The organism is Marinoscillum sp. (genome assembly GCF_965229915.1).
Classification (GTDB): Bacteria; Bacteroidota; Bacteroidia; order Cytophagales; family Cyclobacteriaceae; genus Marinoscillum.
Genome location: NZ_CBDDJZ010000001.1, coordinates 667182 through 679840, shown reverse-complemented (window position 1 = coordinate 679840; position 12659 = coordinate 667182). Strand labels below are relative to the sequence as shown.

Below are 12659 nucleotides of genomic sequence, written 5' to 3'. Positions count from 1 at the left end.
ACAAATGACTAGTAGATATATAATCAAAAGTTTTGCAATGGCCTTGTTGGCCATTGCAGTGTTCTCGTGTACTCCGGAGCTCACCAAGCGTGAGGTCAATACCGGATTGCCAGATGAGTATCAGACAAGTGCCGATACGACCAACTCAGCAGATATCAAATGGAGAGAGTTTTTTACTGATCCATACCTGGCTGCACTGATTGACACGGCGCTGATGAATAACCAGGAGCTGAACATCACTTTGCAAGAGATAGAAATGAGTCGGAATGAAGTGATGGCCAAAAAAGGAGAGTATCTACCCTCCATTGGGCTGGGAGCTGGTGTAGGTGCTGATAAGGTAGGTAGGTACACCCGTAATGGTGCATTGGAAGCCACTACAGACATTGAGCCGGGTAAGGAGTTTCCAGAACCATTGGGTGATTTCACCTTCGGAGCTTATGCTAACTGGGAAGTAGATATCTGGAAAAAGCTCAGAAATGCAAAAGCTTCAGCATTCAACAGATACATGGCATCTGTAGAAGGTAAAAACTTTCTGGTAACCAACCTGATCGCAGAGATTGCTAATTCCTATTACGAGTTGTTGGCACTTGATAACCAACTGGAGATTGTTCGCCAAAACATACAAATCCAGCAGGATGCATTGGACATAGTGAAGTACCAAAAGCAATCAGCGAGAGTGACTGAACTAGCCGTGAAACGTTTTCAAGCGCAGGTGCTAAACACACGTAGTTTGCAGTATGAAATTAAGCAGGCTATTATCGAAACGGAAAACCGGATTAATTTCCTCATTGGTAGATATCCCCAAACGGTCGATAGAGATCACACGCAGTTTAGCAGTTTGGTGCCTCAAAGCATCAAGCAGGGTATTCCGGCGCAGCTGTTACAAAACAGACCTGATGTTCGTCAGGCAGAATTGGAACTAATAGCTGCTAAGCTGGACGTGAAATCAGCCAAGGCGAATTTCTATCCATCATTGGGCATTACAGCCGGTGTAGGTTATCAGGCATTTAATCCTTCTCACCTCATTCGCACGCCTGAGTCACTGCTATACTCTATGGCTGGTGAAATCATGGCACCACTGGTCAACAGGAACGCAATTAAGGCCATTTACCTCAACGCCAATGCCAGGCAGATCCAAACGGTTGTCAATTATGAGCAGACCATATTGAACGCCTACATTGAAGTAGCCAATCAGGTGTCAAATATTGATAACCTGGCCAATGCCTATGACCTGAAATCACAGCAGGTACAGACGTTGACCGAATCAATAGACATCTCCAATACCTTGTTTAAATCAGCAAGAGCAGATTACATGGAGGTATTGTTGACCCAACGTGAGGCTTTGGAGTCCCGATTTGATTTGATTGAGACCAAAATGAAGCAAATGCATTCAGTTGTTAACATCTACCGGGCACTCGGTGGCGGCTGGCAAGAATAGTTAGTATTAGTAGTAGAGTAAGAAGCCATTGAAAGTTAGGCAGTGGTTATGTCGCCGCTTGAAGCTGTTTTTACAGCGGAGGGCGGCGATTTCTTTTTATGGCCTCCTGGAATTTATTACCACTTGATAGCCACCTTGCCGATGGATTTTCTACTTTCCAGAAAGGTATGGGCATCAGCTAGTTCGCTATGGTCAAACTCTTGCCCCACTGTAGGTTTGATCACTCCCTGATTGACCAAATCCACAACAGCTTTCAATGAACGTTGGAAAGCCGCTGGTTTATAATCAGCTATTCGTAGCATGTTTAATCCTATGAGGGATTTGGAGGCAGTTACGAATTTGATGGGACTCCAAAAGCCAAAACCAAATAGTAGCCTGATTATTTTGAATGGATTGCCACGTGCTTCTGTCAGTTTGGATGCTCCAAATATCACCACAGCACCACCTGCATTGAGTAGGGCATAGTCTTTCTTTACATAATTGCCACCAATTGGGTTGAATGTGGCATCTATTTTACGATCGAATCCAAGTTTTTTGATTTCCTCCAGATAATCTGTTTCTCTATAATTGATGGGGTAGTCTACACCCAGACTTTTCAGATAATCCAGTTTTTCAGCAGATCCCGCAGTTCCAAAAACCGTCACGCCTTTGTGCTTAAGGATTTGAATGAGAGCAGTACCTACACCTCCCGCTGCAGCATGCACCAGCGCATGATCTCCTTCATACAAATTCAAACATTCCTCTACAGCATAGTAGGCTGTCATGTACTGAGTGGCGAGTGCTGTAGCTTCACCAACGCTCAGTGAGTCAGGTATTGGCGTAACACCCATGACCGGAGTAACAATGTGATCAGCGTAACCACCGAATCTAGTAAAAGCCAACACTCGGTCACCTTCCATATAGCCAGTGACTCCTTTTCCCAATGCTTGAATACGACCTACATTTTCATAGCCAATCACGGCGGGCAAAGGTGGACAGTCCTGGTAAATACCCAGACGTGCCATTACATCGGCAAAATTCAACCCAAAACCTTCTGATGCTATCAGTACCTCTCCTTCGCCAGGTTGGGGTGTGGGTTTGTCTTCGAGTTTAAAAGCCTCTGCTGCTTTTCCGTTTTTGACAAGTGTGTAGGTTCTCATGTGTTTTGATTCTGTGTGCTAAAATAGGCAGCCATTTTTCTGTTCATTTCCTCAGGTGATTCATAGCTTGGTGACAAGCTTTGCTGCCCAGGAAAGTTTTCCATATGGAGAGTCTGAGTTGGGAATGCGAAATGTACCCCCAGCTCTTTACCCAGCTTAAGTATTTCTATCAATACTTCATGTCGAGCTTTGAGCTCAGCTGTCCAGTCTGGTACTTCAAAGAAAATGTAAAACATAATGTTCAGAGAGAAGGAGGCCATATCGTTTAAAAAGACGTTGTAGTAATCCTTGCGTGTATCAGGATGGTTTTCAACAATCTTTCGTAATCCTTCTACAAAGGTATTAATCAGCTCTGGAGGAGTATCATAGGTCACGGCTATCTGGGTGTAAAACCTGCGGTATTGGCGCATCCCATGGTTGTCGATGGTACTATCGGCCAGTTTTCCATTAGGTACATACATGAGTGAGTTGCGGAAGGTCCTGATTCTGGACGAACGAAACCCCACTTCTTCCACTGACCCATCTATTTCTCCCGAGGTGATCCAGTCTCCTATCTGGAAAGGTCGGTCAATGAAAATCATCAGGGAACCGAAGAAGTTTTTGATGGTGTCCTGAGCAGCCAGAGCAAAGGCCAGACCACCAATCGACAGTCCTGTCAATAATGGAATGATAGGGATGTCTAGATTTTGGAGAATAAACAGTGTACCGATCCCCACCACAAAGGTTTTGAGTGTCTTGCGCAGCAACGGCACCAACTGATCGTCCAGTGTGCTTTCGGTTTGCTTAGCCAGATTTTCCAAATACATGGCCAACACGTCAACCAGTCGGTAAAAAACGATGGTGCCGAAAAGTGGTAATAAGGCTTTCAACGCCAGCATGATCCAGTGAGAAGTGTCAGGTGGAAGCTGCAATACCGGAATGAATACTCTTAGCAGCAAAATCACAACGAAAAGGCTGATTGGTCTGGCTACTGGTAGCATGAAGTGATCAGCCAGGCGTTCATATCCCGCTTTCAATAACAGGCGAGTGATGATCTCCTCAAAAAGGACGGAAAAGACTTTGTGCACCAATACACTGATCAGTGCCAGGATTAATATTCCCAGATACTGATACAGGTACAAGCCCATGATTTTGCGTGTCCCAATCTTAGGTAAGAGGTCCAGCAGCTTGTCTGTGCCAAAGGGAAACACATTGTCGTGGAACTCTTCGATCACCGGAAAAGCTGACTTGGCATAAAGCCATTTGCCATTCTTTTTTTCCAGGAATATGGCAGGATGGTGTTTGTCAATGACGTAGTGATACCTGTTTCGAGTGGAGTCCAGGTGATTGGCATCTCGTGGAAGTTCCTCCATATTGATGAAGGTGCCTTCTCCATCCCACGCCTGTTTCAGCTCAATAGCCTTTTTAATTGCTTCTTCTATGGATACACCCGGATGAAGAAAGGGTTGGGCTGCATTCTGCTCGTCGTAGTGTTCGTCTTGTAGGTAAAATAAATGGGTACGAATGGATCCGTAGGGAGAAGATAAATCCACGTAAAGGGAGTCCTGACTCTGGCAAAAAAATGCAGATAAACAAAGGGAAATAAAAAGCAGTTGCTTAGTCATACTTAATCTTAATTTCGGAGCAAAGGTAAGGCTTATTCCAATTAACTTTGAACTTCAAAATTGTGACAAAATCTTATGAATAATCCATTTTTAGAAGCTTATAATACACCGTTTGATGTACCCCCTTTTGACCAGATCAGCACTGATCATTACATGCCTGCACTGGAGAAGGCTATTGAGCAGGCAAGAGGTCAAATAGATCAAATTGTCAATAATCCGGAAACTCCGACCTTTGAAAATACCATTGAGGAAATGGAGGCATCTGGAGAGTTGATGGAGAAGGTCACTTCGGTACTTTTCAACCTAAACAGTGCAGAGACCAATGATGCACTCCAGGCAGTAGCTAGAGATGCCTCTCCGATGCTATCTGAGTTTGACAATGAGATAAAAACTAATGCAAAGCTTTGGTCCAGAATCAAAGAAGTCTACCATAACAAGTCTTCATTCAATCTCAATGAAGAGCAGGAAATGCTGTTGGACAAAACCTACAAAAGCTTCATTCGAAGTGGTGCGGATCTTCAAGGTGAGCAGAAGGAGCGCTACAAGGAAGTAGCGATTGAGCTAGCCAGGCTCTCCCTTGAGTTTGGCGAAAACCTGCTGGCGGAGACCAATGGCTTTGTGATGTATGTGGACAAGGAAGAGGATTTGAAAGGGTTGCCAAAAGACGTGATTAGTCGAGCAGCTAAAACGGCCAAAGACAAAGGCCAGGAAGGTAAGTGGGCCTTCACCCTACAAGCGCCATCTTATATGCCATTCATGGAATATGCCGAGAACCGGACACTTCGTGAACAACTGTACAAAGCCTTTATGAGCAAGGCACTGAAAGGTGATGAGCGAGATAATCAGGAGATTGTGAAGAAATTGGCGATGCTTCGTGCCGAAAAAGCCAGTTTATTGGGTTTCAACACCTATGCCGAATATGTGCTGGAGGAGCGCATGGCTGAGAAGCCGGGAAAAGTAGAAGAGTTCTTAAACGATTTATTGGAAAGAGCCTTGCCAAAAGCCAAGGAAGAAGTGGTGGAGTTGCGGGAGTTTATGAAGGAGCTTGGGGTAGAGCATGAGTTGCAGCGATGGGATTGGGCTTACTATTCAGAGAAGCTGCGTAAGAAAAAATATGACGTAGATGATGAGTTGACCAAGCCGTATTTTAAGCTCGAAAATGTGATTTCTGGAGTCTTCCAAACAGCGGAGAAACTTTTCGATATTTCATTCAAGCGGAACCATCAAATACCCATCTATCATCCGGATGTGGAAGCTTATGAGGTGTTAGACTCCAACGGAGAGGTCACAGCGATCTTCTTCGCAGATTTTTTTCCACGTGAAGGGAAGCGTGGTGGTGCCTGGATGACTTCCTACAGAGATCAAAGAGTCACCAAATCCGGTGAAAAAGTGATCCCTCTGGTGAGCATTGTTTGCAACTTCACGCCTAGTAGCGAGGAAGCGCCATCACTTCTAAAATTTGATGAAGTCAACACCCTCTTCCATGAATTTGGCCATGCGCTGCACGGTATGCTGGCAGATACGACTTATGCTAGTCTGTCTGGGACGCATGTGTACTGGGATTTCGTAGAGCTTCCATCACAAATCATGGAAAACTGGTGCTACGAGAAGGAATGTTTGGACCTGTTCGCGAAGCATTATGAAACGGGTGAGGCGATCCCACAGGAATATGTGCAACGGTTGAAAAACAGTGCTATTTATCATGAGGCTTATGCCACCGTACGCCAGATTAGTTTTGGTCTACTGGATATGAACTGGCACAACATCACCTTCGAACAAGCTGGGACTATTGAGGATGTGATGGCCGTGGAAAATGCCGCTTTTGCCCCAACTGATCTTTTCCCTGCAGTACCTAATACCAACATGAGTGTTCAGTTTGGACACATATTTGGCGGTGGATATGCTGCTGGTTATTATTCTTATAAATGGGCGGAGGTATTGGATGCAGATGCCTTTTCAGTATTCAAGAAAAATGGAGTCTTTGACAAAAAGACAGCAGATTCCTTTAAAAATAACATCTTGAGTAAAGGAGGAACCAAGCATCCAATGGAGCTTTATAAGAGCTTTAGAGGCCAGGAGCCAACACCGGAAGCACTTCTGGAGCGTGCAGGTTTAAAAAACTAGTGGTGTTCATAGCGAACTTCACTGTAGATGGTCTTACCATCGTCTTTACGAAGTTCTTCATTTAGATCCTGAATGAGGTGGTCAAGTTCAGTCTTGAGCTTGGCGACCTCATCGGTGAGATAGAGCCGTGAGCCAAAAACCAACTCTTTTTCAGATGGAGAGAGGAGTCTTTGTCGGTAATTTTTATCAGAAACCACTCTATTGAGCTGTGCAGCTACCACTCCAAGTAATCCAAGGGAATACTCCTTGTTAAACTTCATTTGTTTTTCGGGAATGGCATAAACTATTGATGCTATCTCGTACCAGCTCAGATCTATCTCTTCGTGGGCATCTCTCTGGAGAGTGAGAAGAAGCCTGATGATTCGCTTCAAGCCTCCGTTGCACCGATTGTCTTTAGAGTTGATTCGGGCAATGTTCAAAAACGGGAGATACCTGCGTCGTGTCTTTTTCAGCATGTTATACTCGCACACTCCCCGGTCTATTTCCCTTTTGGTTTCCAGGTATTCAGGATTATCTAGCCAGATAGCTGGCAATATTTTGATCTCACACTTGGGTTTGGAAGTGGCCAGCTTGATGCGAAGTTTACTACTGTAGTCGATTTCTCTAAAAGACTGATCGCCTGTGAGCACTCCCATGATCTCCTGGGCCATTCTGGTTACTTGCATCCAGGGTTTTTTGTCCATAGATCTGGTGAGGCAGATGAGCTCCACACCTCCATAGAGCACGATGTGTGTTTCCGTTTGGATGGGTCCCTGATAGCGAAAGTCCACCTTGAACTTGATTTCCTCAAACGTCTTGTCAAGCTTATCCTGAATCCTTTTGGTAATATGAAAGGTCTTGTAGGCATAGGAGGGATCTATTTCCTCCATAGATTCCAGGGTGTATTTGATAGCATCTGGATACTCACATTCTTCAAAAGCATCCGAGACTATGGATTCACGAAGTGCTTCATCGTACCTTCTGCCCATTAGGTTTTCCAATAAAACACTATAATCTTTATTCATAGGATAAGGCTGTGATTCTTACCAAATTAAGTATTAACCATGAAAATATGAATTTAAAGTTAATAAAGTGATTTACTCTTATGAATCAGTTGGGAGAGTAAGTACAATAAAAGACTATCATATCATGAATTAAAACTATTCTTTACTGCTAAAGTACAATTTATTTGGATCATCCAAACAATAATTTTACAAAGTGTTATAAACTTCTAAATTTCATTATTTAAAGATTTATTTCTAAAGGGATCACTAGCAATTCAGAAAATGTCATTATTTTAGCCTCACTATGAAGCTGATAGCCGAAATATTCTGTGTCCGAAATCGCTAATCTCTAGCGATACATCCTCTTTTTTATTTTTCGGTTCAATCCCCTAATTGCATTTTATCATGTTAACTATTATCAGCTTTTTCAAGCGTTTTGTCAAGCTATTTATGATTGCCCTAAAGGGCACTGAAAAGGAGTTTACCTCCGGTAGTATCAATAAGGCCATTTTTCTGCTTTCTATTCCGATGATTGGCGAAATGATCATGGAATCATTGTTTGCTGTGGCAGATGTTTTTTTCGTCTCGAGAATAAGTGTAAACGCTGTAGCTACAGTAGGGCTCACTGAGTCCATCTTAATGATTATTTATTCGGTGGCTGTGGGTCTGAGCATGGCTACTACAGCTATAGTGGCCAGGCGAATTGGTGAAAAGAAGTTTAAAAGGGCGGCAGACGCTGCTTTCCAATCTATTTTTCTGGCAACGATTGTTGGTATCCTCCTGGGGGTAGTTGGATTTATCTTTGCTGAAGATATCCTACGGCTCATGGGTGGTGAGGAAGACTTGATAGGAGAAGGAGTCGGGTTTACAAAAATCATGTTTGCTGGCAACTTAAGTATCTTTTTACTATTCCTCAATAATGCTATTTTTCGAGGAGCAGGGGATGCCTCAATTGCGATGCGTTCTTTGTGGATAGCTAATGGTCTCAATTTGATTTTGGATCCATTACTCATTTTTGGATTGGGACCTATCCCATCTCTTGGTATAGAAGGTGCAGCTATTGCCACCACCATTGGTCGCTCTATCGGCGTGCTATATCAGGTGGTCGGCTTACTAAATAATAGAGGCATCATTCGTATCGGCTGGAACAATGTGATCATCCGGTTCAAAACGGTGATCGAATTGGTCAAGATCTCACTCGGAGGTATGGGGCAGTTTTTGATTGAAACTGCTTCATGGATTTTCCTGGTGAAGGTGATGGCGCTCTTTGGAAGTGAGGCTTTGGCAGGTTATACCATTGCTTTTCGGGTGATAGTGTTCACCATATTGCCTTCGTGGGGTATGTCCAATGCAGCAGCGACATTGGTAGGTCAAAACCTTGGGGCTGGTTTCCCAGATCGAGCTGAAAAGTCTGTGTGGAACACGGCGCTTTACAACATGATTTTTTTAGGATTGGTATCCATTGTGTTTTTCCTTGCAGCAGACCCAATTATTGGATTGTTTGAGCAAGGACCAATAGTGCAAGGCATTGGGGTCAGTGCTTTGAGAATCATCTGTTTCGGTTACGTGTTTTTTGCCTACGGCATGGTTATCAGTCAGGCTTTCAATGGGGCAGGAGACACCAAGACACCTTTGGTGGTGAATTTCTTTGTGTTTTGGCTGATACAAATACCCTTGGCTTATTGGCTTTCAGTAAGTCTGGATTGGCAGGCAAAAGGCGTGTTTTTCACTATCGCCTTTTGCCATTCGTTGCAAGCTGTTATCTGTATTGTGCTGTTCAAAAGAGGTAAATGGAAGACGGTTGATGTCTGATCTGATGATCAATACCCAATAGAAATGAGTTCCAGATTGCGGTCGACGGCTTTGTAAATTTGGAACTCATTTTCATATTGCATAATGGAGATGGGACAGCTGGCCGTGAGTGGTCGCCCACTAATCAGGTTGCCGTTCTGATCATAGATGTAAAGGAAGCTTCCCCCTGTATCGATCATGATGATGAACTCCACACCGCCACCCAACTGATAGTATTGGGTGATTAAAGGGGATTTGGAGAAATAATCCTTCTGAAACAGTGCCTCACCTTGTTCATTGAGGATCTCATAGCGATTGCCTGTTTTTCTCAGTATCAGATAGCTATCACCAGTAACATCACGGAGTAGGTCAAACTCTGTATTGGTATCTGGTTTATACAGCTGTTGTCGCTGGATCAATTCACCATTAAAGGCAATTTCTACCAGCTCACCATCATCGGTAAGCACCGTCAGAGTGGCCTCACTAAAGCTATTAGCATTTTTAATAAATAATGGGTTGGTGATGTCGACGTTCAGGTCTTTTGGAAAGCCTCGGTAGTTTTCTCCACGTCTGGTCAGTAGCCAGATTTTACCGCTTATTTCTTGAGCGATGATTGCATCTTTTCCATTCACTCTGCGATGAGTTGGAGCCATAGCGAGTGGCTCCTTAAATTTCATAGGATTCCAGCCTTCCAGAGGGTTGAGGTTTTTATCGGTGAGGTAGGCATGACCATTCTTATCAGAAAATGAGAATCGATACTTCTTGCTGTTATCGTAATCTATGATTTCAAATGAAGCGATTTCTCGCTGATCAGGCAAACTTTTAGGAAACTCCGGTAGGTAGGTCCCAGTTCTGTCGATGATGTGGACTTCTTTTTGGGTGGTAAAGGCATATTGCAGTTTCCCATTGTTATAGTAGTCCAGTTGTTTTACATCACTGGTTATTTGACCGTCAATTGACTTGTCCCAGATTACGTTAAACTGGTTGTCAATCAGATAGATGGTATTTGCCGTATCCTGAATGAATACTTCCCGTGATCGGTCATTGTGATTGATCACCAGGTAGGGTTTGGAGGTGATGTAGTCTGCCACTGTCAAACTGCGCACTTCAGCAATACGATCAGGAATGCTACGCTGAGGCAAGTCCGGTTGATAAAGGTTGATATTGGTGTAGAACTTATCATCCACAGCGCTAAATTGGTAGGCCATGAATTCCAAATTCTTAATAGAAAACTGGTATTCCTCAAATGCAGATTTCCAAACGGGCTTCAGTTCCTTCAACACTTGATTCCATGCTCTTGGCATGTTTACGTACAAACTAAAATTGGACTCCTGATTTGTTTTTTCAAGGAATCGGTTAATACGAAGCGATTTGGTCCAGGTGGATTCTTCCTGGATGCTGAATGTTAGATTCTTGAGCTGCTGGAGACTATTACTGAAGATCAGGTAGTTTCTGTATTGGAGGTAAAAACAGTCGTTGAAGTCTTTGGCGATATTGCCCAGGAGTGCATACGGGAATCGCTGCGCGGGTAGTTTTCTGATCTCATAATCTCCAAACTGCTCACTGTAAAGCGTGTCTCCAGTGGCTTGCATTTCTCTTTCGGATACCGAATTGAAAAATCGCAGTGACTCTCCCATGTCCTTCGCCTCCAAAATCAAAAGCTGGTTTTTATTGCCAGTCACGGTAGACTCCAGGGTGAGTAACCCAATCTCTTCATCTATTAGCGTGAACGTGTGCTGTACATCCAGTTCATATTCTTTAAGTAGCTGCTCACGTGTTTTTACTACCTCAGGTTGATTTTTTAGTAAGTACTCATGGAGCTGAGTGCCAAGCATTGCTGGATCTGTTGTGCAAAAATGATAGACCCATGAGGTATTATTGGGGATGATCTCTGCCATATCAAATGCAGCTCCATTGAGGTGAGTGAAAATGCTCAGGTATTCATCCTGATCTTCAATAAAGCTAAATCCGGTGAGGTTGATCACATCTTCTGTGACTTTCAGGTCAAGAAAACCGGATTTACCAAGGTTTGCCACAGCTCCTTCGTTGGTCGTAATATTGATCAAATCACCTATTCGACCCATGTTCAGATAAATATTCCCCTGGTCCCTCTGGAGTTTGGTGAGGGAAGTAAGTTCCTGATTTTGAGTGATGAAGTTGGGTGTTTCCGAGTCGCCAACAGTGCGAATGGCATCTTCCACCAAAAAGGCAGAGAAACTACCAATGAAGTAGTTCTTATAAAAAATATAGGTAAATGTTTCCCCAGGTGTCTTATCAATTAGCTCTGTAATGGTAAACCCTTCATATTCGCGTGTTCTTTTTTGAAAACCCTGGCTCGTAAAATAGGCCTGAGCTTTGCTGATAAAGCTCTGCTGTGAGAGGTTTTGGATTTCTACCACATACAAGAAGTCGATACTACTACTGGAGGTCACATTGAGGGTGATTAGAGTAGGCGTATTCTCAAAAAAGGAGGTGAAGTTGCCCTTGCCAGCCAGTGTGTCCAGCACGTTTATATCTGCTGTGATACCTGAGACGGGAGTAATGTAGGAGAGATTCTTCCAGATGGCAGTCTCCTGTATTTCTTTGAGCGTGGTAAGAGGACTGTTGGTTTCATAGACTACTATGGAATTGTTCGGTACAAATGACCAAAGTCCTATGTCAGCGTGCTTCACCCATTTGTCATAAGTGAAGTATCCTGTTCCAATTAATAAAACGATTGCTAAGAAAAGGAGGAATTTTTTCAACAGGTTGCTGATTTTCTTTGCAAGATAGTAATTAGATCAGCTTTTTTGAAAAGAAATAAAAAACCCTGACGTTTCCGTCAGGGTAGTGAATGTTATGAAATGCTCGATTTGAGGTATTCTCTATTGAGCCGAGCAATGTTGGTCAGGCTTATTTCCTTTGGACATTCAGCCGAACAAGCTCCTGTGTTGGTACATGCACCAAAACCTTCAGCATCCATTTGTGCTACCATGTTTTGTGCTCTTAGCTTAGCTTCTACCTGTCCTTGAGGTAGCAGAGCATATTGAGAGACCTTCGCTGACACAAATAGCATGGCAGAGGCATTCTTACAAGCAGCCACACATGCTCCACAACCGATACAAGTCGCTGCATCAAAGGCATGATCTGCATCCACTTTGTTGATCGGAATGGCATTGGCATCTTGTGTGTTACCAGAAGTATTCACAGAAATGTATCCTCCAGCTTGCTGGATGCGATCAAATGAACTTCTGTCCACAATAAGGTCTTTGATTACTGGGAATGCCTTAGCTCTGAACGGTTCTATGTGAATGGTGTCTCCATCTTTAAAGCTCCTCATGTGCAGCTGGCAAGAAGTGATTGCTTCTCCAGGTCCATGTGGTCGACCATTGATCTGTAATGAGCAGCTTCCACATATTCCTTCTCGGCAGTCATGGTCAAATGATACAGCCTCTTCGCCTTTCTCCACCAACTGGTTATTGAGAACGTCCAGCATTTCCAGGAATGACATATCAGGTGAAACATCTTTGATGTCGTAATCCACCATTTTTCCTTTGTCATTGGCATTTTGCTGACGCCATATTTTTAATTTAAGATCCAT

Annotated in this window: 8 protein-coding genes; 3 read left to right on the top strand and 5 right to left on the bottom strand. The window is 43.5% G+C overall.

What is annotated here, in order from left to right; translation table 11 throughout:
* Positions 1 to 4: 4 nt before the first annotated feature.
* Positions 5 to 1438 carry a TolC family protein gene (locus tag ACO067_RS02925; RefSeq protein ID WP_421870553.1) on the top strand — a complete coding sequence of 478 codons (1434 nt, stop codon included), beginning with the start codon at positions 5 to 7 and terminating at the stop codon, positions 1436 to 1438.
* A gap of 116 nt (positions 1439 to 1554) precedes the next feature.
* On the opposite strand, the gene ACO067_RS02920 is transcribed toward ACO067_RS02925, so the two are convergent.
* Together ACO067_RS02920 and ACO067_RS02915 are read right to left on the bottom strand one after the other, a co-directional pair.
* Positions 1555 to 2577 (bottom strand): quinone oxidoreductase family protein, encoded by a 1023-nt coding sequence (locus ACO067_RS02920; RefSeq protein ID WP_421870550.1) that lies wholly within the window; start codon positions 2575 to 2577, stop codon positions 1555 to 1557.
* Positions 2574 to 4181, bottom strand: coding sequence for a mechanosensitive ion channel family protein (locus ACO067_RS02915; protein ID WP_421870548.1), 1608 nt, complete (start codon positions 4179 to 4181; stop codon positions 2574 to 2576). Before ACO067_RS02915 ends, ACO067_RS02920 begins: the two co-directional genes overlap by 4 nt.
* A gap of 75 nt (positions 4182 to 4256) precedes the next feature.
* On the opposite strand from ACO067_RS02915, the gene ACO067_RS02910 reads away from it, so the two are divergent.
* Positions 4257 to 6305 carry a M3 family metallopeptidase gene (locus ACO067_RS02910; protein ID WP_421870545.1) on the top strand — a complete coding sequence of 683 codons (2049 nt, stop codon included), beginning with the start codon at positions 4257 to 4259 and terminating at the stop codon, positions 6303 to 6305.
* Here the strand turns inward: ACO067_RS02910 and ACO067_RS02905 are convergent.
* Positions 6302 to 7309, bottom strand: a complete 1008-nt coding sequence (locus tag ACO067_RS02905; protein WP_421870542.1) for a hypothetical protein — start codon at positions 7307 to 7309, stop codon at positions 6302 to 6304. The two genes, ACO067_RS02910 and ACO067_RS02905, sit on opposite strands and share 4 nt — an antisense overlap.
* Positions 7310 to 7693: 384 nt before the next feature.
* Here ACO067_RS02905 and ACO067_RS02900 point away from each other — a divergent pair, with 384 nt between their 5' ends.
* A complete protein-coding gene (locus tag ACO067_RS02900; RefSeq protein WP_421870539.1) occupies positions 7694 to 9100 on the top strand; it encodes an MATE family efflux transporter in 1407 nt (468 codons plus the stop codon).
* Between the two features lie 8 nt (positions 9101 to 9108).
* On the opposite strand, the gene ACO067_RS02895 is transcribed toward ACO067_RS02900, so the two are convergent.
* On the bottom strand, positions 9109 to 11823 hold the full coding sequence (locus ACO067_RS02895) for a hypothetical protein (RefSeq protein WP_421870536.1): 2715 nt from the start codon (positions 11821 to 11823) through the stop codon (positions 9109 to 9111).
* Between the two features lie 92 nt (positions 11824 to 11915).
* On the bottom strand, positions 11916 to 12659 hold the full coding sequence (locus ACO067_RS02890; protein WP_421870534.1) for a succinate dehydrogenase/fumarate reductase iron-sulfur subunit: 744 nt from the start codon (positions 12657 to 12659) through the stop codon (positions 11916 to 11918).

Bases quoted from the DNA above. Each gene is read 5' to 3' on its own strand.
- ACO067_RS02925 (WP_421870553.1), top strand. From the start codon at position 5: ATGACTAGTAGATATATAATCAAAAGTTTTGCAATGGCCTTGTTGGCC.
- ACO067_RS02920 (WP_421870550.1), bottom strand. From the start codon at position 2,577: ATGAGAACCTACACACTTGTCAAAAACGGAAAAGCAGCAGAGGCTTTT.
- ACO067_RS02915 (WP_421870548.1), bottom strand. From the start codon at position 4,181: ATGACTAAGCAACTGCTTTTTATTTCCCTTTGTTTATCTGCATTTTTT.
- ACO067_RS02910 (WP_421870545.1), top strand. From the start codon at position 4,257: ATGAATAATCCATTTTTAGAAGCTTATAATACACCGTTTGATGTACCC.
- ACO067_RS02905 (WP_421870542.1), bottom strand. From the start codon at position 7,309: ATGAATAAAGATTATAGTGTTTTATTGGAAAACCTAATGGGCAGAAGG.
- ACO067_RS02900 (WP_421870539.1), top strand. From the start codon at position 7,694: ATGTTAACTATTATCAGCTTTTTCAAGCGTTTTGTCAAGCTATTTATG.
- ACO067_RS02890 (WP_421870534.1), bottom strand. From the start codon at position 12,659: ATGGATCTTAAATTAAAAATATGGCGTCAGCAAAATGCCAATGACAAA.